We start from the raw sequence: 26,790 nt of genomic DNA, 5'->3' as shown, positions 1-26,790 counted from the left end.
ACAGCGATCACACACTGCGTGACCGGTCGCCGAGCCCGGCTTCGGCCATGAGCTGCCGGACGCGGTCGGCGTCGGTGTGCATGGCCAGCCGGCCGTAGATCTCCAGCGCGTGGTGCAGGTGCGCGGCGCCTTCGTCGAGCGCGCCTTCCCGCAACCGGATGGCGCCGATGCCCTCCAGCGCGACGGCTTCGTCGTCGGGCTGGCCGACCTCGCGGGTCAGCTGGAGCGCGTCATGGTAGATCGCCAGGGCCCGGGTGTTCTCGCCGGAGGCCGCGAACACAGCGGCGTAGCAGTTGAGCGCCACCGCCTCCCCGCCGCGCGACCCGATGGCCCGGAACAGGTTCAGGGACTGGCTGATGTCGTGTGCGGCGCCGAGGAAGTCACCGCCGAGCCGCCGCACGATGCCCTGTTCGGACAGCGCGACGGCCTGCCCGAACCGGTCCCCCAGGGCGCGGAACAGCCGCAGCCCGTCGGCGAGCGCCGCCGCCGCGCCGGCCAGGTCCCCGGTCATCCGCCGCATGATGCCGAGGTCGGTGGCGGTGTTCGCCTGCCCGCGCTGGTCCCCGATCTCCGCCATGAGGCCCTGGGCGATGTCGAGCGCGAGCATGGCCTCGGGCAGCTGGCCGAGCGCGCGGCGGCCGAGGCCGAGGTTGGTGTGGGCGACGGCCTGTCCGCGCGTGTCACCGATCCGGACGCTGATCCGCAGGGCCCGCTCAAAGCAGTCCAGCCCGAGAGCGTTGTCGCCGCCGACCTGGTGGATGGCGCCGATCTGGGCGAGCGCGTCGGCTTCTCCCTTGGCGTCGCCGAGCACGCGGTACAGCTCCAGGGCCGTCGTGCCGCAGGCCAGCGCGGTCGGGCGGTCTCCGGTCTGGGTGTGGACGATGGCCAGGTCGGTGCTGACGTTGGCTTCGCCGAGGCGGTCGCCGAGGGTGCGGTAGAGCGCGAGGGCCTCGGTGAGCGCGGCGGTCGCGGCGGGGTAGTCGCCGGCCAGGCGGGCGGTCACGCCGAGGTCGGCGAGGTGGTTGGCCTGGGCGAGGGGGTCGCCGAGGTCGGCGGCGATGCGGGCGGCTCGGGTGAAGAGCTCCCGGGCCCGGGACCAGGGTCCGTCGATGCGGAGTACTTCGCTCAGTCCGGCGCTGAGGTCGACGACGCGGTGGGCGTCGCCGGTATCGGTGGCGTGCTTGAGACAGGCTTCGAGGTTGGCGCGTTCGGCGCGGAGCCAGGCGCGGGCTGCGGCTTGGGTGGTGGAGGGGGTTTGGTCGGCGCCGAAGCCGGCAGCGGAGGCGGCGGTGCCGGTGGCAGCAGTGGTGGTGCCGAGGTTGGCGGCGTTGCCAGCGCCGGAATCAGCGGACGGTGGCTGGTCGGAGCCGAAGCCGGCAGCGGTGCCGGGCCGCGTGTGCCGCGAGACCCGCTCGGTGCAGCGCAGCGCGGTGTCGCGGTAGTGGTCCAGCAGCCGGTCCAGCGCGCGCCGACGGTCGTCGGCCGGGTCGGCGGCGGCGAGGACGGCGGCGTGGGCGCGGAGCAGGTCGTGCATGCGGTAGCGGTCGGCGACCGGCTCGGAGATCAGGTTGTGGTCCAGCAGGTCCTGGAGGATGTCGTCGGGGTCGGCGTCGAGCAGGGCGCGCGCCGCCATGAGGTCGATGTCGCGGCCGGGGATGAGGCCGAGCAGCCGGAACGCCGCCTGGCGGCTCGGGTCCAGGGAGTCGTAGGAGAGGTCGAAGACGCTGCGCAGGTCGCGGTCTCCGTCCCGGAACGCCCCGACGCGGCCGGGGTGTGACGTGAGCATCTCGGCCAGGCGGGCCGGGGTCCAGGATGCCCGGTGCCGCAGGATCGCCGCGGCGATGCGCAACGCCAGCGGTAGGCGACCGCACAGATCGGCGATTTCCTCCATCAAGGATTCGTCGCCCCGGGTGTGTTCGGTGCCCGACACCCTGCGGAACAGTGCGACCGCGTCGGAGACGGGCAGGGCGTCCAGCGACAGCGCGTAGGCGTCGTCCAGCGCCTTGAGCCGCTTGCGGCTCGTGACCAGGACCAGGCAGCCTCCGGCGGCCGGGAGCAGGGGCCGCACCTGCCGTTCGTCGGCGGCGTTGTCGAGCAGGATCAGCGTCCGGCTCCCGGCCAGCCGGTCCCGGTACAGCGCCGCGCGCGCGGCGAGGTCGCCGGGGATCTGCTGCGGCGGGGTGCCGATGCTCTGCAGCAGGGCTGCCAGCGCCTCTTCGGGATCGCGGGGGCGCATGCCGGCGGTGTGGCCGTTGAGGTCCAGGAACAACTGTCCGTCCGGGTAGCGGTCGGCCATACGGTGCGCGGCGCGGATCGCCAGCGCGGTCTTGCCGACGCCGGCCATGCCGTTGACCGCGCAGATCGTCACAGCGCCGGAGGCGTGGGCCGCCTCTTCGGAGGGGTCCGCGTGCTTGAGGAGCCGCGCGAGTTCGTCCTCGCGGCCGGTGAAGGCGCCGGTGTCGGCCGGAAGCTGGCTTCGGCGGCCCGCGGGGCGGTTGACGGTCTCGGTGGTGCGCCCGGCCAGGGCGTCGCTGTGCGCTTTGCGCAGCGCGGCGGTGGGGGTGCGGCCCTCGCGGATCAGGGTGCGCTCGACACCGGCGGCGAGGTCGGCGGCCTCGGTGCTCTGTCCGGTATCCGTCAGGGCCCGCACGAGCACGGCGGCGGCGGCCTCGTCCTGCTCCCGCGCGGCCAGGGTGCGCAACAGCACGACGGCCTCGTCGGCACGGCCGGCGTCGAGCTCGATCTCGGCCAGGTGGCGCACCGCGTCGCGGCGCTGCGCGAACAGCTCGTCGGCGCGTCGCCGCAGGTAGGGCGTGTCCAAGCCGTCCAGCGGCGGGGCCTGCCACAGGTCGAGCGCGGCGCGCAGGTGGTCGGCGGCGAGTTCGGGCTCGTGCGCGGCGCGGGCTTTGCGGGCGCGCGCCAGGAGCGTGGTGAAGCGCTCTATGTCGATGGTGTCAGGGTCAACGTGCAGCGTGAAGCCCGGGGTGCGGGCCACCAGCCGGATCCGCTCCCCCGCCGGCTCCAGGGCTTTGCGGATCTTCGCTATGTAGTTGGCGATCTGCCGGTCCACGCTGTCCGGCGGGGTGCCGGGCCAGGCCCAGCCGGCGAGGTCGGCGCGCGCCAGCGTGCGGCCGTGGTGCAGCAGGAGCACCGCGAGCAGGCATTGTTTGCGCTGGCCGCCGACGTCCAGGCGCCGCCCGTCGAGGTCGACGGTCAGCCCGCCCAGCAGCCGCACGTCCAGGGCCACGGTCGCGACCTCCTCGGGGTGTGCGATCGGTGTGCGCGGTTTGTGATACCCGCGAGTAAGACTACTGATTGTGCCCGCACGATCGCAGCACTCGATGACAGGGATGTTGCGGACGCCACACCCGCGGGCTTCTCGTCGTGAGCTCACAGCGAAGGGATCTCATGTCTCCTCTCAGACGCGCGGCTCTGGCGGCTCTCGCCGTGGCCGCTCTCGCCGCCGCCGGGGCGCCGGTGGCGGCCGCGGCGCCGGCAGCCGCGGCTGCGGCTGCGGCGTCCACCGCTACCTGGTCGGAGGACCTGTCGCATCTCCCGTCCGACGGCTTCAACGTCGCCTGGACCGGGCACGCCCTGGAAGTCGCCGACGGCGGGGTCCACGCCGCGGCCGCCCGGGACACCCGCGGGTACGGCACCGCCACCGGGCCGCAGCACCGGCTGACCACGCCGGCGAACCAGGTCACGGTCACGCTGGCCGCGCACCGGCCGGCGGGCTCGGAGGCGTCGGTGGACGTCCGCGGGCTCGGCGGCGACGGGAAGTGGACGCAGTGGACCCCGGCGGTCTCGTCGGGCGCCACGCGTCTGGCCGAGTCCGTCGTCGCGGTGCAGGCGCGGATCACGCTGCGGGACGACGTGAAGGGCGCCAGCCCGAGCGTGGCCTCGCTGGCGTTGGCAGCTTCCGTCGGCGTGGCTCCGCGGCAGGTGGTGCGGGCCGCCGCGGCACCGTTGACGTACCAGGTCTACGCGACCCGCGAGGGCCTGGTCGGCGGCCGGACGGCCAACGGCCACATCATCCAGCCCGACGACCACTTCGTGGCGCTGCCCTCGGAGCGGGGGCTGTCGCCGCAGGGCAGCGGCGACTACTCGGTGCAGGTCTGCGGGCCCAGCGCCTGCGTGACCGCGCCGGTGTGGGACGTCGGCCCGTGGAACGAGCACGACGACTACTGGGACCCGTCCTCGGACCGGGCGGAGTTCAACGACCTGCCGCAGGGCGAGCCGGAGGCGCAGGCGGCGTACCAGGACGGCTACAACGGCGGGCTGGACGATCTGGGCACGCGGATCCAGAACCCGGCCGGCATCGACCTGGCCGACGGCACGTTCGCCGACATCGGGATGAGCGACAACGGCTGGGTGACCGTCAGCTACCTGTGGACCTCCGGCGGTCCGCCTCCGCCGGCCGCGACCGACGACTTCGGCGACGGCCGCCAGAACCCGGCGGTGGGCCGGCAGGGCGACGGATCGATGATCGCGTTCGCGGTGTCGCCGGACCAGAAGGGCCTGTACTACCGGACCCAGTCGGCGCCGAACGGCACGTGGGGCGGCTGGCAGCAGCTCGGCGGCGCGGTCGGCGGGCTGCCGGTGGTGGGCCGGGATCCGGACGGACGGCTGGAGCTGTTCGTGCTGGGGCCGGGCAAGAACAGCGTCATGCACATCTGGCAGACCGCGCCGGAGGGCGGGTGGAGCTCGTGGGACACCTCGTTCGGCGGGCCGGCCGCGGGGGTGAGCGTCGGGCAGAACGCCGACGGCCGTATGGAGGTGTTCGCGACGGCTCCGGACCTGAGTTCGATCTCGCACATCTGGCAGACCGCGCCCAACGGCGGCTGGAGCGCATGGAACGGCGACGGCAACGGCCAGTTCGGAGGTGCCGCGGGCGGCACGCCGGTGGTCGGGCACGAGGCCGACGGCCGCATGGCCGTGTTCGTCCTCGGACCGAACGGCGGCTCCATCGCGATCCGCGAGCAGACCGGGCCTTCGGGCGCCTGGGGTGACTGGAACGGCTCGTTCGGCGGGCCGGCCGCGGGGGTGACCGTGGGGCGGAACGCCGACGGCCGTATGGAGGTGTTCGCGACGGCTCCGGATCTGAGTTCGATCTCGCATATCTGGCAGACCGCGCCCAACGGCGGCTGGAGCGCATGGAACGGCGACGGCAACGGCCAGTTCGGGGGCGCCGCGGGCGGCACGCCGGTGGTCGGGCACGAGGCCGACGGCCGCATGGCCGTGTTCGTCCTCGGACCGAACGGCGGCTCCATCGCGATCCGCGAGCAGGTGGCCCCGAACAGCGGGTGGGGCGGCTGGAACGGCTCGTTCGGCGCGGCGGCGGCGACGGTGAACGTCAGCCAGAACGCCGACGGGCGCATGGAGGTGTTCGCGCTGGCCCCCGGCGGGTCGAACATCTCGCACATCTGGCAGACGGATCCGAACGGCGGCTGGAGCGCGTGGAACGGCGACGGCACGTTCGGCGGCGCGGCGTGGGTGGGGCCGTGACGGCCCGGACGGCAAGGACGGCAAGGACGGCGCGGAAGGGAGAGAAGATCAACATGTGGACACTCGTCTCGTCGCGGTCGCCGCGACGACCGGTCAAGGCGGTCAAGGCGGTCAGGGCGGTCAGGGCTCTGCTCGCGGTGGCCACCCTGCTGCTGACGATCCTCGGCGCCGGCCTGGCGGCGGCACCGGGCGCGTCGGCCGACTCCTCACTCGGCGGGCCGATCACCCGCGCCGAGATCATGTCGCGGGCCCAGTACTGGGTCGACAACCAGCCCGGGCCGTATGACCAGGGCGGCTGGTCGCCCGGGCCGGGCGGCGACCACGACTACCGGCGGGACTGCTCCGGCTACGTCGACATGGCCTGGCACCTGAACGCCGACCCCAACACCGAAGGGCTCTGGGACAACTTCACCGAGCCGATCGACCGCGGCGACCTGCTGCCCGGGGACATCCTGATCAACTACACCGAGCACACGTTCATCTTCGACCACTGGACCGACGCCGACGGCGACTTCGTGTACTACACGTTCGGCTCCACGCCGGTGCAGATCCTGCAGGGCAACATCAACGCGCCCACGATCGACGGCATCGACAACTCCACGCTGTACGCGCGGCGGTACACCAACGTCGTCGAGGACAGCGCGGCGCGCCCGCATCCGGCCGCGTCAGGCCGGATCGTGTCCGCGCGCGACGCCGACGGACGACTGGAGACGTTCGCGGCCGGACCGGACGGGGTGTGGCACGCCTGGCAGACGGCGGTCAACGGCGGCTGGTCGGACTGGGTCGCCGTCGGCGGCCCCGGCAACGCCCAGCTGGCGATCGCCCCCAACGCCGACGGACGGCTGGAGCTGTTCGCGGTGAACGGCGACGAGCTGGACCACATCTGGCAGAACGCGCCGAACTCGGACTGGTCGGGATGGGCCACCCTGGGCGGCGCCGGGTACCGGATCGCCGCCGGGACCAACGCCGACGGCCGGATCGAGGTGTTCGCCTCCAGCAGCGCCGGGGTGTTCCACACCTGGCAGACCGCGCCCAACAGCCCGTTCTCGAGCTGGGAGGGGCTCGGCGGCCCGGCGAACTCGCGGCTGCAGATGGAGAGCGCGCCGGACGGCCGACTGGAGGTGTTCGCACTGTCGGACACGACGTTCGAGCACCTCTACCAGACAACGGCCAACGGCGGTTGGTCGGCGTGGGAGGACTTCGGGGGCGGCGGCGACGCGCTGACCGTGAACCACGACGCCGACGGACGGCTCGAAGTGTTCGCCTCGAACGCCGACGGCGTGTTCCACCGGTGGCAGACCAGCCCGACGGCGTGGTCGGACTGGGCCGGCACCAACGGCGGGGCGACGAACTCGGAGCTGGCGTCGGTAGTCGCGCCGGACGGGCGGATCGAGGTGTTCGCGATCAACGGGACGACCGCGACACACATCTGGCAGAGCGCTGTGAACGGTGCGTGGTCGGGATGGGAGACATTCGGGACCGGCGGGACGGAGATCACGGCGGCGAACAACCAGGACGGGCGCGAGGAGGTGTTCGCTTCCAGCAGCGCCGGGGTCTATCACAAGTGGCAGACGGGGTTCAGTACGTGGTCTGCCTGGGCGTGGGTGAACGGGACGCCTGGGCCTTCCCTGGCGTAGGTGCAGGTGCAGGTGCTGGGTACCAGTACCAGTACCAGTGACAGTGCCGGCGCTGCGCGCGCCGGGCGGTCCCGCGGTGTTGATCGCCGCGGGACCGCCCGCGTCAGTGCGCGTCCCGGCCGCCCGCTTCGGCGATGAGGCGGTCGAAGGCGCTCAGCGGGTCGGGGGCGGTGGGCAGGGGCGGCGTGCGGTCGGCGATGAGGAGGACGCGGGCCGGGGTGTCGAGGTTGGCGTAGGCGGTGAGCTTGTGATGGCCGTCGAGGACGAAGCCGGTCAGGGAGGTGCGGGGCTCGTCGGCGTCCCAGGCCTGGCGCTGGTTGACGTGGGCGACGACGACGGCGGCCGGGCGCGCGCCGGAGGCGATGGCGTCTTCGTACTGTTCGACGGTCGCGGGATCGAGGCCCTGCTGGGTCGGGGCGATGACGAGCGGGCGCTCGGGCTCCGGCGACTCGTGGACGAGGCCCTCGAGCGGCAGGTCGATGAGGCGGAGCTGATACCGGGAGGAGACCAGCGCACCGAGCAGGGGCTCGACGGCGGTCAGCAGCGCCGGGTCGAGGCCGCGCACGTCGGCGACGGCGGACCGCACGCTCTGGGCGAGCTCCACGGCGTGCTCCGGCGCCCAGCCGACGCGGGTGAGCCAGACCTCGCAGGTGCTGCAGACGCTGCCGGCTGCATAGAGGCGCTCGCCGCCGTGGCACCAACTGTAGTCCCACTCGGGCCAGCTGGAGGTGGCGCCTTGGTCGTCGGGCAGGAGGGCGAAGACGCCGCGGCCGTCGTGGACGACGGCTTCCCGTCCGGACGCGGTCGCCGGGCCCCAGGCGACGGTCGGCATGGGCGCCGCGGCGAGGTCGAGGCTGCTCCAGGCGGCGCGGACCCGGTCGAGGTAGCCGGCCGGGTCCGCGCGCCAGTCACCCTCCGGCGCCGGGGCACTGTGGCCGGTCAGACGTTTGACGACGCGGTTGATCCAGTACACGGCCCAGTCCGGCGCGGTGGGAATCAGGGTCTGGAGGCGCCGGGCCGCGTCCGCGTCACCGACCCGCTCCAGGGCGATGGCGGTGAAGCCGAACGCCCGCTGGTTCGCATGCTCGACCAGCTCGACCAACAACCCCTCGATCGCGGCCGCCGACGCGATGTCGCCAGCCCGCCCGAGTGCTGCCGCCGCGAGGGCCCGCCGCTCCACACCGGCGCCGCTCAGCACCTCCCGCAGCGCCGCGACCACAGCAGGAGTCGCTGCGAACCCGGCGGCCCGAACGGCCTCTTGCGCAACCCGTTCCCGATAGGCGGGCTCGACCGCCGTGATCCACGGCAGCAGCATCTCCTCGGGCAACGCCCGCGCTTCGGCGGCGGCCGTACGAAAGGTGTCCTCAAGCTCTGCGGCTTCGTCGGCGGGCTCAGACATGCGGGACACGGTACCGAGGCAGACGGCCGTTATTCGAACGCATATCGCCGCCCGCTGGTGCTACAACCTGACACGTGCTGACTGTCGGTTCTCTGCCACGCGACCTCGCCGCCGAACGCTTCGAGTTCCTCGCCGAGCGTCGCCGAGGCCGGCGCGCGGCGATCAAGGACTTCACCCACGCGGCACCCGAGTACGTCTTCTGGATCTACCCCGACGGCACCCTGTTCGACGCCAAAGACGCCCATCGCAGGAACGTCCCGCGCGGCCACGAGCACATCCTCGACGACGAGCCCGACTACGGCGGCTTCCTCCGCGGCCGCCTGGCACGCTCGGCCGACGGGTTCCAGCTGGTCGTCGTCTACTGCCGCGCGGAGGCCCTGGCCGCGGCCGGCCCGGCGCTGACACAGCTGCTGCGCGGCGTGGACCGGCTGCCGGTTCCGCTGGACTCCGACGCGCTGGTCATCAGCGACAACGCCGACATCTACGGCACCGTCGATGATCTCCGCTCGCGTGCCGCGGCGGCCTGACTCCGCCCGCCGGTCACGCCTCACCGCTTGAACGCCACTCCCCCGTCGAGCCAGATCGTCTCCCAGTCCTCCCGCACCGGGCCGTCCGGCCGCCACTGCGGCAGCTGCACCACGCCCGGCTCCACGAGCTCGAAGTCGCCGAACATCGCGATGATCTCGGCGCGGTCGCGGACCACGACCTGGGACTTGGCCTTGTCCCAGCCCTTGCGGGCGGCGGCGGAGACCTCCGGGTGACCGCCGTCGGTGCCGTGGGAGATGACCAGGGCGCTGCCGGGGGCCAGGGCTTCGCGGAAGGCGGCGACGATGGCGGGGACGTCCTCGTCGTGGGCGACGAAGTGGAGGAGGGCGACCATCAGGACGGCGATGGGCTGGTCGAAGTCGAGCAGGTCGCGGACCTGGGGATGGTCCAGGATGCTCTTGGGCTCGCGGACGTCGGCCAGGACCACGGCGGTGCGGCTCTCGTCGCCGGCGAGCAGGGCGCGGGAGTGGACGGCGACGATGGGGTCGTAGTCGACGTAGGCGACGCGGGCCTCAGGGTGGATGGCGCGCGCCACCTCGCCGGTGTTGCCCTCGCCGGGCAGGCCGGTGCCGATGTCGAGGAACTGGGTGATGCCGGCCTCGGCGAGGTGGCGGACGGCGCGGCCGAGGAAGGCGCGGTTCTCGCGGACCATCGCGCGGGCGGTCGGGGCGGCCTTGATCACGACCTCGGCGGCCTCGCGGTCCACCTCGAAGTGGTTCTTGCCGCCGAGCATGTAGTCGTACATACGGGCCGGGTGCGGCTTGGTCTGGTCGATCTCCGGGGGCAGCCAGCCCGGATGCAGCGGTGCGGGTTCCTGGCCCAGGTGCTCCTCGGTCATCGCGCGGCCCTTCCTCGTCCCGGTCGCCGCGGGCACCCCGCGTCGCGATCAGATTAGCGGGTGATCATCGAGGGCTGATACCAGCAGTTCCGGTGTCTGCTCGCAATCAATCGGTGACGCATCGTCGAGGGCGAGCGGGCTCACGCGCCCTACCAGCCGCATCAGCCCCACTGGTACCGCACGCCGACCCGCTTTCCGGCGCATCCGCCGGCGCGCCCGCGCCGCCCGCCTGGTGTCCAATTGAGGCGAGCTCGCCGGGCCCCACCCGGCGTACCGCCAAGGAGGCTCACGATGAAGATCGTCCTGTTCGGCGCCACCGGCATGATCGGATCCCGGATCGCCGCCGAGGCCGCCGCCCGCGGCCACAGCGTCACCGCCGTGTCCCGCTCCGGCGCCCGGCCGAAGGCCGACGGCGACGTCACCGCGGTGTCCGGCGACGCCGGCGACCGCGAGCAGGTCGCCACCCTGGTCAAGGGCGCCGACGTGGTCGCCTCCGCCCTGGTCCCGGCCCGCGACGGCTCCGACCCGCGCGCTTCCTTCGTGGCCCTCTACCACGACTTCCTGTCCGGCGTCCGCGCCGGCGGCGGCCCCCGCACGGTGATCGTCGGCGGCGCCGGCTCCCTGCGCGTCGCCCCGGGCCTGCGCCTGGTCGACACCCCCGACTTCCCCCCGGCGTTCAAGCCCGAGGCCCTGGCCCACGCCGACGTCCTGGACAGCCTGCGCGCCAACGCCGCCGACCTGCCGATGTGGACCTACATCTCCCCCGCCCCACAGACCGGCCCCGGCGTGCGCACCGGCGCCTTCCGCGTCGGCGTCGGCGACGACCTGCTCCCGCACGCGGGCAGCATCAGCGCCGAGGACTTCGCGGCGGCGTTCGTGGACGAAGTGGAGTCGGGCGCGCATCCGCGGCAGCGGCTGTCGGTCGCCCAGACGGCGTAGGCACGCGGCCCGGCGGCGGGGGCACGCGGCCCGGCGGCGGGGGCGGCCACGCGGCGACCAGCGCGGCGACGAGGCACACGGCGGCGCAGCCCACGAAGAACGCCTCGGTCCCCCACCGCGCGGCCACCACGCCGACCAGAGGGAACAGCAGTGGGCTCAGACCGAGTGTGCCGAGCGTCGTCACCGCCGTCACCCGACCCAACAACCGGGGATCAGCCTCGGACTGCAAGCGCGCGTTGCTCAGCACCGTCGCGGCACCGGTAGTGGCACCGAGCAGGGCGGCGACCCCGATCGCCCCGGCACGCGCCGTCACACCTTGGGCCAGCAGCAACGCGGCCGCGAGCAGGAGAGAAGCGGCGATCACCATCTCAGCGTGGGTGACGCGATCGGCGCGAGCCGCCAGAACGCTGCCGCTCACGGCCCCGCCCACGCTGAACGCGCCGAGGATCCAGCCGACGGTCCCCCGCTCCACTGTCGCTCGGCGACCAACAGCACGGCCGCGGCGGCGACCGGGCCGCTGAAACAGAGCTCGCTCAAGGCGATGACGACGACGAGCCGTCGCAGACGGGTGTGGTGCCGCACGTAGCGAAGCCCTTCCCGGAACTGGCCGAGCAGACCGGCCCCGGCTTCGGCGGCGACGGGCGGTATCCGCAGCATGAGGAGCATGACCAGCGAGGCGCCGAACAGCACTCCCGCCAGTCCGAACGCCCCCGCCACGCCCACCGAGCCGAGTGCCGCGCCCGCCAAGACCGGCCCGGCCAGATTCGCCGTGCGCACTCCCAGAACGCGCATGCCCTGCACCCGCGCCAACTGCTCCGGCGGCACCAGCAGCGGCGGAAGAGCCCCGACGGCCGGCATGAACAGCGCGTCGGCGATGCCGAATCCGACGGCCAGCGGGAGCAGGGCCCACAGATGGACGTCTCGGGCGGCGGCCGCGGCCGCGGCCGCGGCAAGAACGAGCAGGCAGCGCACCAGATCACTGCCGATGAGCACGCGCCGCGGCCCGTATCGATCGGCGGCCACCCCGCCGCCGAGCATCAGCAGCGCCCGCGGCGTCGCTCCGGCCGCCAGCACCGCGCCGGCGGCCCCGGGCCCGAGCTGTCGTGTAGCCGCCCAGGACAGGGTGACGAAGTACACGGAGTCGCCGCTGACCGAGCAGGTGTAGGCGAGGACCCACCGCAGCACACGGCCCGTCGGCATAGGGCCGGTCAGCACGCTTCCGGTCATCGCTCGGGCCGGGGCAGCGTGTGCAGGTGCACCGACACCGGCCGCGACTCGGGACCGTCGGCACCCTCGGCACCCTCGGCGCCCTCGGAAAGGGCGCGATAGCGGTCGATGACCGAGATCAGATCGCGTTTCAACTCAGTGAGCTGCGTCGGCGTCAGCCGCAACGGGCGATCACTGGCCATGGCGACGGCGAACCAGTCGGCCGGCAGGCGCGGAACATCGGCGGCGTAGCGCCGCAGGTCGTCGCCATAGGCGATCAGCAGTGCCTGAAGGTATGCCCCCGCCTCGGCCGCGTCGTCGGGGCTGTCGGCGGGATCGTGGTACAGAGCGTGCCGCGTGACGCGCCACCACCGGTCACGCCGCGTGCCCCGCGCCGTGTCCTCCTCGATGAGCCCGCCTTCGGCGAGCTTGCGCAGGTGATAGCTGACAGCACCGGAGTCGAGCCCGAAGTGCCCGGCGAGGCGGCGCCCCGTCGTGGGCCCGTTATCGCGCAGATGCCGCAGGAAGTTCAGCCGCATCGGGTGGGCGAGCACCCGCAGCGCCGCGGTGTCCAACACCAGGTCGCGCTCGGGATGCGGAGCCAGGGGGTCGTGCGGGTCAGTCGCCATGCCCGCAGCGTAGAAGCAGAGCGCTTCTTCGTGAACCCTCGTTCGCGAAGAAGTGTTCGCCTTTTCTCGCAGCGCTGCCCTAGCGCTTGATGCCGACTCCGGCGTGCCCGTAGTCCAGCGCCAGCTCCTCGGCCCCCAACTCGTGGTCCGGCCGCCATGCCGGGATGATCACGACGCCGGGTTCCATCAGCTCGGTCCCGGCGAAGAACGCCTCGATCTGCGAGCGGTCGCGCAGCACGAGGCGGGAGGTGGCGTTGTTCCAGCCCTCGCGGGCGGCGCCGAACTTGCCGGCCTCGTGGCCTTCGGAGGCGTGGGAGACGACCAGGGCGCTGCCCGGGGCGACGGTGTCGACGAACTGGGCGGCGATGGTGTGGGCGTCCTCGGCGTCGGAGACGAAGTGCAGGACCGCGACCATGAGGACGGCGATCGGCTTGGCGAAGTCGAGGACGGCGTGCACGGCGCCGTTGTCCAGGATGGTCTTCGGTTCGCGGACGTCGGCCTGCACCACGGCGGACAGGGCCGGGTCGGCGGCGGAGAGCAGGGCTCGGGAGTGGGCCGAGACGATGGGGTCGTAGTCCACGTAGACGACACGCGCCTCGGGGTGGACCGAGCGGGCGATCTCGCCGGTGTTGCCCGGACCGGGGATGCCGGTGCCTATGTCGAGGAACTGGGTGATGCCGGCCTCGGCCAGGTGGCGGACGGCGCGGCCGAGGAAGGCGCGGTTGGCGCGGGCCATCGCGCGCAGTTCCGGCATGGCCGCCAGGGCCACTTCGGCGGCATCCCGGTCGACGTCGAAGTTGTCCTTGCCGCCGAGCAGGTAGTCGTAGATGCGGGCGGGGTGGGCCTTGGTGCGGTCGATCTCCGGCGGCGCCCATTCGGGCAGCGGCCCTCCGGTCTCCTGGCCCAGCGGCTCCTCGGACATGCGAGCCCTCCCCTTTGTGCAGCGTCGTGCGAATCACCCGTGGGGATCAGGGTAGCCGAAGATCATCGAGCACTGATACCTGGTCCGCGCCGGTCCCCTCAGTGCCGGGGATGAGGAGGGGGTCCCCCGAAAGTAGGGGGCACGGCTCCGGCTCGGGGATGACCGGCGGCCCCGGAATCGGAGACCTGTGGCCGAAGCGCGTGCGACCTGCGGTTCCGTACCGTCGAGGAGCGAGGGGGGACCAGTTCTTCTTCGCGGGATTTCCGTAGGCGACCGGCAGGGAGTGTGGGAACAGTGATCGAGGCCAGAGGGCTGACCAAGCGGTACGGCGACAAGAAGGCCGTCGACGACCTCACGTTCACCGTGCGGCCCGGCCTGGTGACCGGGTTCCTGGGGCCGAACGGCGCCGGGAAGTCCACGACGATGCGGATGATCCTGGGCCTGGACGCGCCGACCTCCGGCTCGGTGACCGTCAACGGCCGCCCCTACACCAAGGCCGTGGCCCCGATGCGGGAGGTCGGCGCGCTGATCGACGCCAAGGCCATCCACGGCGGCCGCAGCGCCTACCACCACCTGCTGGCGCTGGCGCAGACGAACAACCTGCCGCGCCGCCGGGTCGGGGAGGTGCTGGAGCTGACCGGCCTGACCCAGGTCGCGAGGAAGCGCTCCGGCGGCTTCTCCCTGGGCATGGGCCAGCGGCTGGGCATCGCCGCGGCGCTGCTCGGCGACCCGCAGGTGCTGATGTTCGACGAGCCGGTCAACGGCCTGGACCCGGACGGCATCCGCTGGATCCGCGAGTTCATGCGCACGCTGGCCGGTGAGGGCCGGACGGTGTTCGTCTCCAGCCATCTGATGAGCGAGATGGAGCACACCGCCGACCACCTGATCGTGATCGGCCGCGGACGCCTGCAGGCCGACTGCTCGGTCAAGGAGTTCATCGAGCGCAACTCCGAGCTGTCGGTCACGGTCCGCACGCCGGATCCCGGGTCGCTCATGCGGCTGCTGGCCGCGTCCGGGGCCCGGATCGAGGCGCGGGGCGACGGCGCGCTGACGGTGCGCGGGCTGACCCCGCCGCAGGTCGGCGACCTGGCCTTCGACGCCGGGATCCGGGTGCACGAGCTGGCCCCGCACCAGGCCTCCCTGGAGGAGGCGTTCATGGAGATGACGCGGGACCAGGTCGAGTACCGCGCCAGCGCGGGCGGGCCCGCCTCGGGCTCCGGCTTCGGCGGACAGCCGCCGGCCGAGCCGCCCCTGCCCTCCCGGGGCCGTCGCGGCCGGGGCCGCGACCGCCAGGACGACCCCCACCACCTGATCGGAGCCTGAGGCCATGACCACCGCGACCCACCCCTTCGGCGCCACCGCGCCCGCGCCCGGCGGGATGACCGCGCCGATCGGCCCCGTGAAGGCCACCTTCGGCGGGGCGCTGCGCTCGGAGTGGACGAAGATCCGCTCGGTGCGGTCCACCTTCTGGACGCTGATCGTCGCCCTGGTGGCCACGGTCGGGGTGTCCGTGCTGGTGGCGCTGGGCACCGTCGGCAGCAAGAGCGCGCTGGAGGACCTGAAGACCACCGGCGACCCGACGATGCAGACCATGTCCGGCTTCATCCTCGGCATGCTGGCGATGGTGGTGTTCGGCGCGATGGCGATCACCGCCGAGTACAGCACCGGGATGATCCGCACCAGCTTCACCTCCCAGCCCCGCCGCTCGGTGGTGCTGGCCGCCAAGGCCCTGGTGATGGCCCTGGTGGCGCTGGTGATCGGCCTGGTGTCGTCCTTCGCCTCGTTCCTGATCGGCGCGCGGGTCTTCTCCGGGCACGGCATCCACGTCGGCCTCGGCGACCCGCACGTGCTGCGCGCGGTGGCCGGCGGCGGCCTGTTCTTCGCGGTCACGGCGCTGCTGGCCTTCGGCCTGGGCGCGGTGCTGCGCCACACGGCGGGCTCCATCACCGCCGGCGTCGGCCTCATGTTCCTGCTGCCGGTGCTGCAGAGCTTCCTGCCGGGCTCGTGGCGCGATCACATCGGCAAGTGGCTGCCGCTGAACACCGGCGGCAACATCATGACGACCCGGAACACCGAGCACATGTTCACGGCGTGGACCGGGTTCGGCATCTTCGCGCTCTACGCGCTGGTCGTGCTGATCGCCGGGTTCTGGCTCACTCGGAAGCGGGACGCGTAGCGCGCTCCTCCGGATCCGTCCCCTCGGGCAGCGCATAGCGCAGGAACCGCACTCCCCTGCTGCCCGGGGGGATGTCGGCTGCGAGCCGGTTGACGTAGGGGGCGACGATCTCCTCGACCGCGTCGAGGATCGCCTCCAGTTCGCGGGCGTCCACGACGAGCCGGGTGTCGGAGAATCCGGCGGCCCGGCTCCAGTCGGTGCCCAGCGTGGGCTCGACGTCGGCGAGCCACCGGGCCGGCACGGCCTGGGAGTGCACCATCAGGCCCCGCAGCAGGGTGAGGGCGGCGGTGCGGCCCTCGACGTCGGCGGGGTCGGCGGGCACGTCGACGCGGAACCCGCGCACCGCGGTCTCCCAGCGGCGGGTGCGGCCGTCGGGATGCGGGTCGCCGTCCCGGATCAGGCCGAAGCGGGCCAGGTGGCGCAGATGCCAGCTGGCGGCGGAGGGCGTGACGCCCAGGCGCGGGGCGAGCTCGGTGGCACTGGCCGGGCCGTCGCGGCGCAGGATGTCGAGGATCGCCAGGCGCGCCGGGTGGGCCAGGGCCCGCATCATGCGCGGGTCGGTGATGACCAGGTCGCCGAATCGTCCGCCGTCCGCCATGCGCGCGAAGGTATGGCTTCACATATGCCGCGTCAATACTCATCGATGCTGGTCTGCGCCGGTCAAGGAAGTCTAGGCTGTGCCGGATGCGCATTCTGATACTGGGCGGCACCGGGTTCATCGGCCGGGCCGTCGTCGAGGACGCACTGGCCCACGGCCACGACCTCACCCTCTTCAACCGCGGCCGCTCCGACACCACGTTGTTCCCGCAGGTCCCGCGCCTGGTCGGCGACCGGGACGCCGACGACTACGCGGCCCTGGCCACCGGGACCTGGGACGCGGTCGTGGACTGCTCCGGCTATGTCCCCCGCCACGTCAACGGCGCCATGGACGCCCTCGGCGACCGCGTGCACCGCTACCTGTTCATCTCGACCAACGCGGTGTATCAGCGCCCGGGCATCGGGCCCGGCGGGACCGAGGACACACCGCTGCGCGCGCCGATCCGGGACACCGAGGAGCTGCTCGAGGAGACGTACGGGCCGTTGAAGGTGGCGTGTGAGGACGACGTCCGGGCGCGGTTCGGCGCCCGGGCGACGATCGTGCGGCCGGGGAAGGTCGCCGGTCCGCACGATCCGCAGACCGGGCTGACGTACTGGGTGCGGCGTGCGGCCCGCGGCGGCCGGGTGGCGCTGCCGGGGCGGCCGGAGCAACCGGTGCAGCTCGTGGACTCGCGGGATCTGGCGCGGCTGATCGTGCGGCTGCTGGAGGACGACCGCGCCGGGGCGTTCCACGCGGTGGGGCCGGCGGAGGCGGTGACGCTGGCCGACGTCATCCACGCGTGCGCGCGGGCGGCCGGGACGAGCGTGGAAGTCGTGCCGGTGCCGTGGGAGGCGTTCGAGGGCGAGCTGTTCCCGCTGGTGCGCGAGGATCCGGAGGAGTGGGCGACGCAGCGGCGGGATCCGGCGCGCGCCGTGGCGGCCGGGATGCCGCAGACGCCGCTGGCGACGACCATCGCCGACGTGCTGGCCTGGGACCGGGGGCGTGGGGAGCCGGAGCTGGACTCCGGGTTCACGCAGGAGCAGGAGGCGGAGGTTCTGGCGAAGTACTCCCCCGCCGGCTGATCAGGCTGCTCGGGGTCCTGGTCGGCCGAATCGGCCCGGTCGGCCCGGTCGGCCCGGTCGATCAGGCTTCCAGGACGTAGCCGAGAAGAGTGTCGCCGCCGTCCACGCCGTCGGGCCGGAAGCCGCACTTGTCCAGCACGCGCTGGGACGCGGTGTTGTGCGGGGCGACGTAGGCGTGGACCGGTCGCGTCGTCATCTCGGCCAGGAACAGCGCCAGCGCGGTGGTCGCGACGCCGCGGCCCCAGTGGTCGCGGCCGAGCCAGTACCCGACCTGCCGCTCACCCCAGCGCTCCCAGCAGGTGATGGCGCCGGCGACGACGTCGTCGACCACGATGGTGCGGCCGGTGGCGGTCGGATCGGCTCGCAGGGTGCGCCACAGGTCGGTGTGTTCTCGGCGCGTCGCGGGGGTGGCCGCGGCCATGCGGGCGGCGGCGGGGTCGCGTTGGTGCTCGAAGAACACGGGCAGGTCGGCATCGAGGACGGCGCGGAGCCGGATGTCGGGGTGGGCGATCGCGGACGGCGCGGCGGGATCAGGCGAGGGCATCGGCTGCGGCGGCCTCGGCTGCGGTGGCGTGCTCCCGCCGGGCCTGCAAGACCTCGTCCATGTGGCTCTCGGCCCAGTCCGTAAGCGCTTCCATGAGCGGCAGCAGGCTGGCGCCCAGCGGCGTGAGACGGTACTCGACCTGCACCGGAACGTCGGCGGTGACGGTGCGGGCGACCAGCCCGTCGCGTTCCAGAGCGCGCAGGGTCTGGGTGAGCATCTTCTGCGTGACCCCGGCGATGGCGCGGCCGAGCTCGCCGTAGCGGCGGGGGCTGGCGGCCAGGGCGGCGATCGTCAGGCTGACCCACTTGTCGCTGATGGTGTCCAGGAGCTGCCGGGTGGGGCACTCGGCGACGTAGGCGTTGTACTTCCGCCTGGCCTCGGCGCGGCGTGCGGCGGCGGTCTGGGTGGCCATGCCGCCCACTCTAGTCGGACACCCGGTATCTACGGCGGCTTTACCTTTAATCGATTGGACTCTGGGCGCTGACTTCCTTATAATCTAAGGCGTAGCAGCGATACGATCATAAGGATCCAAGGAGTCAACGATGAACTTCGCCTCGTCCCTCGAACTGACCGCCGCCCACGCCCGGCTCGCCGAGCTCCACAAGCAGGCCGACCAGGCCCGCATGGCGCGGCTGGTGAAGAAGGCGCGCAAGGCCCGCTGAGCCCCGCGCCCTCCCCGAACAGCACGCGAGAGCCGCCCGGACCATCCGGGCGGCTCTCGCCGTTTTCCGCTTCCGACGCGGGTCAGCGCCTGATCAGGCGGTGTTCCGCTCAGCGCTTGTAGCCGACCCCGCCGTGGATCCACACCTCGAAGTCCGGGTCCACCGCGTCGTCGGGACGCCACTGCTGCAACTGCACCACCCCGGGCTCGACGATCTCGGTCCCGGCGAACAGCTCCCGCACCTCCTCGGCGGTGCGCTGATGCAGCTGCGAACGGGCCTGCTCCCACCCCTTGCGGGCGGCGGCCCCGGCCTCGGGGTCGCGGCCCTCGGTGATGTGGGTGAGCACCAGGGCACTGCCCGGGCAGACCGCGTCCAGATACCGCGCGACCAGCCCCGGCACGTCGTGCTCGGGCGCGACGAAGTGCAGCAGCGCCACCATCAGCACCGCGACCGGCCGCTCGAAGTCCAGCACGGCCCGCACCTGCGGATGCTCCAGGATCGTCTCGGGCTCACGGGCGTCGGCCAGCACCACCGCGGTCGACGCCGGATCCGCGCCGGCCAGCAACGCCCGCGTATGGACGGCGACGATGGGGTCGTAGTCGACGTAGACGACCCGCGCTCCGGGATGCACATGACGGGCGACCTCCCCGGTGTTGCCGGGCCCGGGAATGCCGGTGCCGATGTCCAGGAACTGGGTCACCCCCGCCTCCGCCAGGAACCGCACGGCCCGCCCCAGGAACGCCCGATTGGCCTGAGCCATCCCCCACGCCTGCGGAATGTGCTGCCGCGCCACCTCGGCAGCCCGCCGATCCACCTCGAAGTGGTCCTTCCCCCCGATCATGGCGTCGTAGATCCGCGCCGGATGCGCCCGCGTCGTGTCGATCTCCGGCGGGATCCAGCCCGGCGCGAGAGGGGCGTCGGCGTCCAGAGTCACCTGTTCGTCGCTCACGGGGTGCCAGGGTAGCGGGTGATTGTGGGTATTGATATACCCGCCGTCCGTCACGCCTCCACGCCCGCGGCACCCCGCGGCGGGTGGAACATCAACTCGTACGGCGTGGCGTCGGCGAAGTCGGCGAGGGCGACGAAGTCCGGGGCGGTGCGGGCGGCTGCCGCGAGCAGCTTGTCGCGGGCCTCTTCCCGGCTGATGGCCGGGACGCCGATCGCGGCGAGGAGGTCGGCGCGGATCTGGTCGGCGTCGGGTTCGTTCTCGCGCAGGTCGGCTTCGATGCCGTCGAAGTCGAAGCCGTAGCCGGCGTCGCGCCAGAAGCCCAGGGCGATGAAGATGGACAGGGCTTCGGCGAGATCCTCGGCGATCAGGCTGCCCGAGCCCTCGCTGTCGGTGTAGAGGACCGGGCGGCGCTCGGCGCTCTCGTCGCCGACCAGGAAGAACGTGCCGCCCGCGCCGTCGGCGGCGATCGGGAACAGCGGCAGGCCGCAGGGGATGGCGAGGTTCTCGATCGGGTCGCGGCGGGTGATGTCGAAGTCGGCGAAGATCTCCAGGGTGCGGGCGGTCTCGAGGTCGTTCTCGAGCAGCCTCAGCAGGCGCTCGCCCGGGTCGGTGTCCGGCATCGTGGCCGCTCCCCCTTGATGGATCGGTTACCAGGGATGGGTTTTCCCGTCCCGGAAGAACCCGCCGGAGGGTCCGTCGTCCGGCAGGGTCGCGGCCCACACGATACCGGCGGCGCCGTCCTGCACCGGACGCCCTCCGGGTCCGCCCATCTCAGTGGCCACCCATCCCGGGCACACGGCGTTGACCAAGATGCCCTCGGGTCGCAGTTCGCTGGCGAGCATTCGCGTCAGGGCATTGAGCGCGGCCTTGGTGAGGCTGTACGCGGGCGTGCCGCCACCCATGCTCGCCAGCGACCCGGCCTCGCTGGAGACGTTGACGATCCGCTGGTGGCTCCCGCGCCGCAGCAACGGCAGCAGCGCCTGCGTGAGGTGCCAGGGCCCCAGGACGTTGGTCTCGGCGGCCTCCCGGACCACGGCCAGGTCCGCGCTCACCGCGCGCTGCCACGTGTCGTAGTGGATGGCCGCGTTGTTGACCAGCACGTCCAGGTGTCCGAAGCGGCGCTCGATCTCCTCGGCCGCGTGGTCGATGTCGGCGGTGCTGGTGACGTCGAGCCGCAGCGGGACGGCACCGCCGCCGAGCGCGTCCGCGGTCTCCCGCGCCGCGGACTCGGAGCGGGCGCCGACGAGCACGGTGTGCCCGGCGGCCACGAGCTGGCGGGCGGTCTCGCGGCCGAGACCCCGGTTCGCGCCGGTGACGAGAGCGATCATGGTTCTGTCCCTATCACGACCGTGGCCTCCACGTCGTCGTCCTCGACGATCGACGCCTTCAGCCCGGCCCCCTGGAACGCGGCGAGCGTGGTCTCCGCCTGCGCGTCGCTGGTCTCGATCAGGACGTGACCGCCCGGTGCGAGCCACTCCGGCGCGCCGGCGGCGATACGGCGGTGCAGATCCAGCCCGTCGGGGCCGCCGTCCAGGCTGGCGAGGGGCTCGTGGGCCCGGGCCTCGGCGGGCATGGTCGCGATCGCCGAGGTCGGGACGTAGGGCGCGTTGACGACCAGCAGGTCGACGGTTCCACGCAACGCCTTCGGCAGCGCGGCATAAAGGTCGCCTTCGTACACGTGCGCGCGCCCGCCGAACGGCGCCAGATTACGACGCGCGTAAGCAGTCTGCCCCGCATCGATGTCCGCGGCATGGACCGCCGCGTCCGGCAGCCGGTCCGCCAGCACCGTCGCGAACGGCGCCGCCCCGCAGCACAGATCCAGCACCACGCCCGCGTCCCGGCCCAGTGCGAGCGCCGTCTCCATCAGGAACTCCGATCGCCGCCGCGGCACGAACACCCCGGGCCCGACAGCGATCCGCAGCCCGCAGAACGCCGCCCACCCCACGACGTGCTCCAGCGGCTCGCCCCCGCACCGCCGCGCGATGAGACCATCCAGCGCCCGCGCATCCGGGGCCGCCTCGATCAGCAGTTCGGCCTCCTCCTCGGCGAACACACACCCGGCGGCACGCAGCCGCGTCACGACGGCGTCGAAATCCGTGGCGGCGGCCGTCATCCCGCGAACACCCCCGCCAGCGCGTACGCCGGCGACTTGTCCAGATGCTGACGTCCGAGGTCGTAGCGTTCGGTGGTGGCCGAGTTCGCGTGCCCCATGTAGACCTGGATGTCCCGCAGCGGCACCCCGGCGTCCAGCAGCATCGTCGTGCAGGCGTGGCGCAGGGAGTGCGGGGAGATCCGCTTGTCGATCCCGGCGGCCTTGGCGCAGCACTCGACGATCCACTCCACTTGGTAGCGGGTCAGGCGCGCGCCGTCGGGCCCGGTGAACACCGGCCCGGTGGTGGGAGCGGCCCGCTCGGCGAGCCAGGCGTCCAGGCACCCGGCGGCAGGCGGTGCGACGGCCTGGTCCTGCTCCTCCCCGCCCTTGCGCCGCAACCGCACGACGCGGTGCCCACGCTGCGTGGACAGGTCCTCCACATCGATGCCGCAGAGCTCGGAGACGCGAAGCCCCTGATACAGCAGCACCGCGACCACGGCCTCGTCCCGGGCCCCGCGCTCGGCGGCGGCCCGCAGCATCGCCGCGGACTCGTCCCGGTCCGGCCCCAGCGTCTGCGACTTGCGGGAGACCTTCGGCAGGTGCAGGGCCTTGTCCTTGGCCGGGACGGGGCTGGTCGCGGTGTAGCCGGAGTCGACGGCGTAGAGGTAGAAGTTCCGGATCGCCGAGATCTTGCGCGCGAGGGTGGCCGGACGGGCCTTGCCGTCGTCGGCCAGGTGTACCGACCAGGCGTCGACGTGCGCGCGGACCGCGTCGAAGGGATCGACGTCGAACAGCGCGCACCAGGCGAACCACTGCTTGAGGTCCACAGCGTAGGCCGAGGCCGTCGTGGCCTTATATGTGAGCAGGAACAGTGACGCGACCTGTTCCGCGTTCGGACCGGCCGGGCCGGGGGCCGTCGTCGCGGCGATCGTGCCGGAGACGATGGTGACGGCGGCTGTTGTGGGCTCGGGATCGGGGCTCACGAAGGTGCTCACCGGTTCATTGTGGCCTTACTCGACCTCCCGCAGCTCACTGACCCCGCAGCTCCCGCCAGGCTTCGACCGCCTCGCCGGCGTCGACGCGCGGGATGACCACCGACGGTCCCGGCTGCGGCGTGCGGCGCGCGGCGTCGGCGCGGGCGTCGTAGTCCTCGATGGCCGCACGCAGCGCGGCCTCGGTCGCGGCGGGACGGCCGCCGACCAGGCCTTTGCGCAGGTCCTGGGCCTCGCGGCGCAACGCGAGCGGGAGCGGGAGGGCGTGCACACCGACGCCCTCGCGGGCGACGACCTGGGTGAGCCACCAGTCCTCGCGGTAGGGCTGCCCGTCGCCGGGCAGGGGCTTGCCGGTCAGGGGGTTGTCTTCGAAGGCTTCGGCCTTCTCGGCGTCGCGGACCTGTTTGTCGACGCCCGCGGCGAAGCGCTCATGCCAGGTGCTCATGCTCCATTGTCGCAAAACCGTCCGCACTCAGCCCAAGGTGGTGTCGCCGAGGCCGACGGCCAGGGTGCGCAGCAGCGCCATCAGGGCCTCCCGGTCGTCCTGGGACAGCGCGGCGAGCATCCGCTCCTCGTTGGCGAGGTGCAGCGGAAGGAGCCGGTCGATGAGCTCCAGCCCGGTGTCGGTGAGGCGGACGCGGACGCCGCGGCGGTCGGCGGGATCGCGCACGCGTTCCAGCAGGCCCTTGGCCTCCAGGCGGTCCACGCGGTTGGTGATGGCGCCGGAGGTGACCATGGCGGACTTCAGCAGCGCGCCGGCCGACAGTTCGTAGGGCGCGCCGGAGCGGCGCAGGGTGGCCAGGACGTCGAACTCCCAGAACTCCAGGCCGTGGCCGGCGAAGAACTCTTTGAGCTCCTTGTCCAGGACGCGGGAGAGCCGGCTGACGCGGCCGACGACGCCCATCGGGCGCGGGTCGAGGTCCGGGCGCTCCCGGCGCCAGGCCGCGACGATGGCGTCGACGGCGTCGGACGCGGCGGGGGTGGCTGACATATCTCAACGTTAACAGACTTGACGTTGACCGGAATAGCGTGGTCTCCTGTCAGTGTTAACAGTCTCAACGTTAAGAGAATTTGCGGCCGACGATCCAGGGGAGAGTTCCGATGACCGCCACCACGCTCCGCACCACCACCCCCGCTTCACCGGCCGCCGGCGCCCCGGGCACCACGACCGGCACCGCGACCGGCGGCAAGGCCGGGACCGCCCGCGACCTGCTGCTGTCCGCCATCGCCCCGGCGAGCTGGGGCACGACCTACGTCGTCACCGCCACGCTGCTCCCCGACCACCGGCCGATGCTCGCCGCCACGCTGCGTGCCCTGCCGGCCGGGCTGATCCTGCTGGCGTTCGTCAGGCGGCTGCCCCGTGGTGACTGGTGGTGGAAGACCGCAGTGCTCGGCACGCTGAACTTCGGGGCCTTCTTCCCCCTGCTGTTCTTCGCCGCCTACCGGCTGCCCGGCGGCGTCGCCGCCACGCTCGGCTCCGTGCAGCCGCTGGCCGTGGCCGCCTTCAGTACCCTGATCCTGCGGCAGCGGCCGGCGCGCGCTGTGCTGGGCGCGGCGGTGGTCGGCACCGGCGGGGTGGCGCTGATGACGCTGACCGCCAAGGCCCGGCTGGACGTGCTCGGCGTGGCGGCGATGCTCACCGCGACCTCGCTGATGGCGCTGGCGGTCGTGCTGGGCCGCAAGTGGGGCCGCCCGGCCGGGGCGACGCCGCTGACCCTGGCGGCCTGGCAGCTGGTGTTCGGCGGACTGGTGCTCGCGCCGATGACGCTGTTCACCGAGGGACTGCCGGACACGCTGACCGCGAAGAACCTCGCCGGGTTCGCGTACATCGGCGTCGTCGGCACCGCCGCCGCCTACACCCTGTGGTTCCGCGGGATCGAGCGGCTGGCGCCGACCTCGCTGTCGCTGCTGAGCCTGGCCAACCCGATGGTGGCCACGGTCGCCGGGTTCGTGGTGCTGGACCAGGTGCTGACCGTGCCGCAGGCGGCGGGGTTCGCGGTGGCGCTCGGGGCGCTGGTCGCCGGGCAGACGCTGGCGAACCGGAAGCGGTGAGCGCTGGACCGGCACGTCGGCCGCGTCGCTCTGGCGACGCGGCCGACGTGGGTCCTAAGGTGGACCCAACAAGGTTACCGACCGGTAGTAAGGATGGCGGCCATGACGGATCCCGGCAGGAAGTACGACCTGGTGCTGTTCGGCGCGACGGGGTTCACCGGCTCGCTGGTCGCCGACTACCTCGCCGAACACGCTCCGGCCGCCGCGCGGTGGGCGCTGGCCGGGCGCTCGACGGCGAAGCTGGCGGCGGTCCGGGACCGGCTGGCCGAACGGCATCCGCATCTCAAGGAGCTGCCGCTGGTCGTCGCCGACGCCACCGACCGGGCGGCGCTGAAGGAGCTGGCGGACAGCACGCGGGTCGTGATCAGCACCGTCGGTCCCTATCTGCGCTACGGCGAGCCCCTCGTGGCGGCGTGCGCCGACGCCGGGTGCGACTACGTCGACCTGACCGGCGAGCCGGAGTTCGTCGACGCCATGTTCCTCAAGCACCACGCGCGGGCGCTGGAGACCGGCGCGCGGCTGGTGCACGCCTGCGGCTTCGACAGCATTCCGGCCGATCTCGGCGTCCTCTACACGATGCGACAGCTCGGACCGCAGGACGGACCGGTGCGGATCCAGGGGTTCATCCGCTCCAACGGCGCCTTCTCCGGAGGCACCCTGGCCTCGGCCATGACCGCGATGTCGCGGCCCGGCGCGATGGCGCGCACGGCGAAGGCCCGGCGGGCCGCGCAGCCGCTGCCGGCCGGGCGGCGCGTGGGGGTGCTGGCGGGCCCGCCGCGGCACGACCGGGTCGCGCACGCGTGGATCGCGCCGCTGCCGGTGATCGACAACCAGATCGTGCTGCGCAGCGCGGCCGCCCTGCCGGAGTACGGGCCGGACTTCCGCTACGGGCACTACGCGGCCGTGCGGCGGCTTCCGATGGGGCTGGCGGGGCTGGCCGGGATCGGCGTGCTGGCGGTGTCGGCGCAGATCAAGCCGCTGCGCTCGGCGGTCGGGCGATACGTGAAGCCGGGAGAGGGACCTGACGAGCGGCGGCGGGCCAAGAGCTGGTTCACGCTGCGGCTGCACGCCAAGGCCGGTGGGCGGTCGGTGGTGACCGAGGTCTCCGGGGGCGACCCGGGCTATGGGGAGACGTCGAAGATGCTCGCCGAGTCAGCGCTCTGTCTGGCGTTCGACGATCTGCCGGTGACCGCGGGGCAGGTGACCACGGCCGAGGCCATGGGAGACGCGCTCATCGCGCGGTTGACGCGGGCGGGGATCGTGTTCCGGACGTTGGAGGAGCCGCCGACCCAGTCGCCGGGGCCGGTGCGGCGAGGCTGACATGGCCGAGGCTGACCGAGCTGGAGCTGACGAGGCTGGACCTGACCGGGCTGGGGCTTGGGCTTGGGCTGAGGCTGGGGCTGACCGGGCTGGAGCTGACGTCGCCGGAGCTGACGCAGCTCGGCGCCCCGCCATCAGGGACGGCCGGTCGGCAGCGCGCCGGCCGGCCGTCGAAGCCGTTGGTGCGGGGCCGCGCCTACTCGTCGGCGCTGGCCCAGCCCTCGATGATGCCGCGGGCCAGCGTGTGGCCGCGCATCAGGAAGTGCAGCACCGCCAACGAGGTCTCCGGGGTGGCGCCGAGCTCGCGCATCGAGTCCACGTCGAGGGCGTGGACCGCGAAGACGTAGCGGTGGCGGCCGGTGCCGGCCGGCGGGCCGAAGCCGACGTACTGGCGCCCGCCGATCTCGTTGGGGAGGTGGAAGGCGTCGCCCGGGAGCGCGTCGTCGCCGGAACCGGCGCCGGCGGGCAGCTCGGTCGTGTCGCCGGGCAGGTCCGCGAGGCCCCAGTGCCAGAAGCCGGAGGGGATCGGGGCATCGGGGTCGAACATGGTCACCGCGACGCTCTTCGTGCCCTCGGGCAGCGGGCCCCAGGACAGCTGCGGGGACAGGTCCCGCCCGCCGGAGACCCCGAACGCCTCGCCGCCGTGTTCGGGGGCGAGACGCTCCCCGGCCTGGAAACTCTCGGAGGTCACCGTCATAGACGGCACCTTCTCCGAATTGCTAT

27 protein-coding genes are annotated in these 26,790 nt (G+C 72.9%); 9 read left to right on the top strand and 18 right to left on the bottom strand.

From position 1 onward, the window contains the following. Nucleotides 1–7 precede the first annotated feature (7 nt). Nucleotides 8–3,247 (bottom strand): AfsR/SARP family transcriptional regulator, encoded by a 3,240-nt coding sequence (locus ABD466_RS25985; protein WP_344659789.1) that lies wholly within the window; start codon nt 3,245–3,247, stop codon nt 8–10. A gap of 161 nt (nt 3,248–3,408) precedes the next feature. Here ABD466_RS25985 and ABD466_RS25980 point away from each other — a divergent pair, with 161 nt between their 5' ends. Both ABD466_RS25980 and ABD466_RS25975 read left to right on the top strand, forming a co-directional pair. Further along, nucleotides 3,409–5,505, top strand: coding sequence for a PLL family lectin (locus ABD466_RS25980; RefSeq protein WP_344659788.1), 2,097 nt, complete (start codon nt 3,409–3,411; stop codon nt 5,503–5,505). Between the two features lie 53 nt (nt 5,506–5,558). After that, nucleotides 5,559–7,142: a PLL family lectin gene (locus ABD466_RS25975; protein WP_344659787.1), complete on the top strand. Its 1,584-nt coding sequence runs from the start codon at nt 5,559–5,561 to the stop codon at nt 7,140–7,142. A gap of 103 nt (nt 7,143–7,245) precedes the next feature. On the opposite strand, the gene ABD466_RS25970 is transcribed toward ABD466_RS25975, so the two are convergent. Beyond that, on the bottom strand, nt 7,246–8,541 hold the full coding sequence (locus tag ABD466_RS25970; RefSeq protein WP_344659786.1) for a hypothetical protein: 1,296 nt from the start codon (nt 8,539–8,541) through the stop codon (nt 7,246–7,248). Between the two features lie 74 nt (nt 8,542–8,615). Between ABD466_RS25970 and ABD466_RS25965 the strand changes: the two genes are divergently transcribed. After that, complete coding sequence (locus ABD466_RS25965) at nt 8,616–9,068, top strand: hypothetical protein (protein ID WP_344659785.1); 453 nt, start codon at nt 8,616–8,618, stop codon at nt 9,066–9,068. Nucleotides 9,069–9,088: 20 nt separating this feature from the next. On the opposite strand, the gene ABD466_RS25960 is transcribed toward ABD466_RS25965, so the two are convergent. Next, the gene (locus ABD466_RS25960) at nt 9,089–9,925 is read right to left on the bottom strand and encodes an SAM-dependent methyltransferase (RefSeq protein WP_344659784.1); all 837 of its coding nucleotides are present in this window, start codon (nt 9,923–9,925) and stop codon (nt 9,089–9,091) included. A gap of 291 nt (nt 9,926–10,216) precedes the next feature. Here ABD466_RS25960 and ABD466_RS25955 point away from each other — a divergent pair, with 291 nt between their 5' ends. Then, on the top strand, nt 10,217–10,864 hold the full coding sequence (locus ABD466_RS25955; RefSeq protein ID WP_344659783.1) for an NAD(P)-dependent oxidoreductase: 648 nt from the start codon (nt 10,217–10,219) through the stop codon (nt 10,862–10,864). Here the strand turns inward: ABD466_RS25955 and ABD466_RS25950 are convergent. The 4 genes from ABD466_RS25950 to ABD466_RS25935 all read right to left on the bottom strand — a co-directional run bounded on the left by ABD466_RS25950 (nt 10,773) and on the right by ABD466_RS25935 (nt 13,621). Further along, nucleotides 10,773–11,282 (bottom strand): MFS transporter, encoded by a 510-nt coding sequence (locus ABD466_RS25950; RefSeq protein WP_344659782.1) that lies wholly within the window; start codon nt 11,280–11,282, stop codon nt 10,773–10,775. The two genes, ABD466_RS25955 and ABD466_RS25950, sit on opposite strands and share 92 nt — an antisense overlap. Further along, a complete protein-coding gene (locus ABD466_RS25945) occupies nt 11,279–12,079 on the bottom strand; it encodes an MFS transporter (protein ID WP_344659781.1) in 801 nt (266 codons plus the stop codon). Before ABD466_RS25945 ends, ABD466_RS25950 begins: the two co-directional genes overlap by 4 nt. Nucleotides 12,080–12,087: 8 nt before the next feature. Then, nucleotides 12,088–12,699 carry a helix-turn-helix domain-containing protein gene (locus ABD466_RS25940; protein ID WP_344659780.1) on the bottom strand — a complete coding sequence of 204 codons (612 nt, stop codon included), beginning with the start codon at nt 12,697–12,699 and terminating at the stop codon, nt 12,088–12,090. Between the two features lie 79 nt (nt 12,700–12,778). After that, complete coding sequence (locus tag ABD466_RS25935) at nt 12,779–13,621, bottom strand: SAM-dependent methyltransferase (protein ID WP_344659779.1); 843 nt, start codon at nt 13,619–13,621, stop codon at nt 12,779–12,781. Nucleotides 13,622–13,915: 294 nt separating this feature from the next. Between ABD466_RS25935 and ABD466_RS25930 the strand changes: the two genes are divergently transcribed. Both ABD466_RS25930 and ABD466_RS25925 read left to right on the top strand, forming a co-directional pair. After that, complete coding sequence (locus ABD466_RS25930; protein WP_344659778.1) at nt 13,916–14,944, top strand: ABC transporter ATP-binding protein; 1,029 nt, start codon at nt 13,916–13,918, stop codon at nt 14,942–14,944. Nucleotides 14,945–14,948: 4 nt separating this feature from the next. Then, entirely contained in the window at nt 14,949–15,797 is an 849-nt protein-coding gene (locus tag ABD466_RS25925) for an ABC transporter permease (RefSeq protein WP_344659777.1), read from the top strand. Here ABD466_RS25925 and ABD466_RS25920 read toward each other — a convergent pair. Then, a complete protein-coding gene (locus tag ABD466_RS25920; RefSeq protein ID WP_344659776.1) occupies nt 15,775–16,395 on the bottom strand; it encodes an ArsR/SmtB family transcription factor in 621 nt (206 codons plus the stop codon). The two genes, ABD466_RS25925 and ABD466_RS25920, sit on opposite strands and share 23 nt — an antisense overlap. Nucleotides 16,396–16,481: 86 nt before the next feature. Between ABD466_RS25920 and ABD466_RS25915 the strand changes: the two genes are divergently transcribed. Further along, nucleotides 16,482–17,456: an NAD-dependent epimerase/dehydratase family protein gene (locus ABD466_RS25915; RefSeq protein WP_344659775.1), complete on the top strand. Its 975-nt coding sequence runs from the start codon at nt 16,482–16,484 to the stop codon at nt 17,454–17,456. Nucleotides 17,457–17,517: 61 nt separating this feature from the next. Here ABD466_RS25915 and ABD466_RS25910 read toward each other — a convergent pair whose 3' ends face one another. The 9 genes from ABD466_RS25910 to ABD466_RS25870 all read right to left on the bottom strand — a co-directional run bounded on the left by ABD466_RS25910 (nt 17,518) and on the right by ABD466_RS25870 (nt 23,686). Continuing rightward, nucleotides 17,518–18,000, bottom strand: coding sequence for a GNAT family N-acetyltransferase (locus ABD466_RS25910; protein WP_344659774.1), 483 nt, complete (start codon nt 17,998–18,000; stop codon nt 17,518–17,520). Next, nucleotides 17,987–18,412, bottom strand: coding sequence for a winged helix-turn-helix transcriptional regulator (locus ABD466_RS25905; RefSeq protein ID WP_344659773.1), 426 nt, complete (start codon nt 18,410–18,412; stop codon nt 17,987–17,989). The genes ABD466_RS25910 and ABD466_RS25905 overlap by 14 nt, the downstream gene beginning before the upstream one ends. 359 nt (nt 18,413–18,771) lie before the next feature. Next, entirely contained in the window at nt 18,772–19,611 is an 840-nt protein-coding gene (locus ABD466_RS25900; RefSeq protein WP_344659772.1) for an SAM-dependent methyltransferase, read from the bottom strand. A 50-nt stretch (nt 19,612–19,661) separates the two neighbouring features. Beyond that, nucleotides 19,662–20,231 (bottom strand): hypothetical protein, encoded by a 570-nt coding sequence (locus ABD466_RS25895; protein WP_344659771.1) that lies wholly within the window; start codon nt 20,229–20,231, stop codon nt 19,662–19,664. A 27-nt stretch (nt 20,232–20,258) separates the two neighbouring features. Further along, nucleotides 20,259–20,939, bottom strand: coding sequence for an SDR family NAD(P)-dependent oxidoreductase (locus tag ABD466_RS25890; RefSeq protein ID WP_344659770.1), 681 nt, complete (start codon nt 20,937–20,939; stop codon nt 20,259–20,261). Continuing rightward, nucleotides 20,936–21,724 carry a putative protein N(5)-glutamine methyltransferase gene (locus ABD466_RS25885; RefSeq protein ID WP_344659769.1) on the bottom strand — a complete coding sequence of 263 codons (789 nt, stop codon included), beginning with the start codon at nt 21,722–21,724 and terminating at the stop codon, nt 20,936–20,938. Before ABD466_RS25885 ends, ABD466_RS25890 begins: the two co-directional genes overlap by 4 nt. After that, a complete protein-coding gene (locus tag ABD466_RS25880) occupies nt 21,721–22,698 on the bottom strand; it encodes a tyrosine-type recombinase/integrase (protein ID WP_344659768.1) in 978 nt (325 codons plus the stop codon). The genes ABD466_RS25885 and ABD466_RS25880 overlap by 4 nt, the downstream gene beginning before the upstream one ends. A 34-nt stretch (nt 22,699–22,732) precedes the next feature. Beyond that, nucleotides 22,733–23,140 (bottom strand): DnaJ family domain-containing protein, encoded by a 408-nt coding sequence (locus ABD466_RS25875; protein ID WP_344659767.1) that lies wholly within the window; start codon nt 23,138–23,140, stop codon nt 22,733–22,735. Nucleotides 23,141–23,167: 27 nt separating this feature from the next. Then, entirely contained in the window at nt 23,168–23,686 is a 519-nt protein-coding gene (locus tag ABD466_RS25870) for a MarR family winged helix-turn-helix transcriptional regulator (protein WP_344659766.1), read from the bottom strand. A gap of 110 nt (nt 23,687–23,796) precedes the next feature. Between ABD466_RS25870 and ABD466_RS25865 the strand changes: the two genes are divergently transcribed. Continuing rightward, on the top strand, nt 23,797–24,747 hold the full coding sequence (locus ABD466_RS25865) for an EamA family transporter (RefSeq protein WP_344659765.1): 951 nt from the start codon (nt 23,797–23,799) through the stop codon (nt 24,745–24,747). 93 nt (nt 24,748–24,840) lie between these two features. Next, nucleotides 24,841–26,067, top strand: a complete 1,227-nt coding sequence (locus tag ABD466_RS25860) for a saccharopine dehydrogenase family protein (protein ID WP_344659764.1) — start codon at nt 24,841–24,843, stop codon at nt 26,065–26,067. A gap of 196 nt (nt 26,068–26,263) precedes the next feature. Here the strand turns inward: ABD466_RS25860 and ABD466_RS25855 are convergent, their stop codons facing one another. Beyond that, a complete protein-coding gene (locus ABD466_RS25855; protein WP_344659763.1) occupies nt 26,264–26,764 on the bottom strand; it encodes a YbhB/YbcL family Raf kinase inhibitor-like protein in 501 nt (166 codons plus the stop codon). Between the last annotated feature and the right edge of the window lie 26 nt (nt 26,765–26,790).

The organism is Catenulispora subtropica (assembly GCF_039531675.1).
Lineage (GTDB): Bacteria > Actinomycetota > Actinomycetes > Streptomycetales > Catenulisporaceae > Catenulispora > Catenulispora subtropica.
Note: the sequence above shows the minus strand (reverse complement) of the source record. Positions and strands in the feature narration are given on the sequence as shown.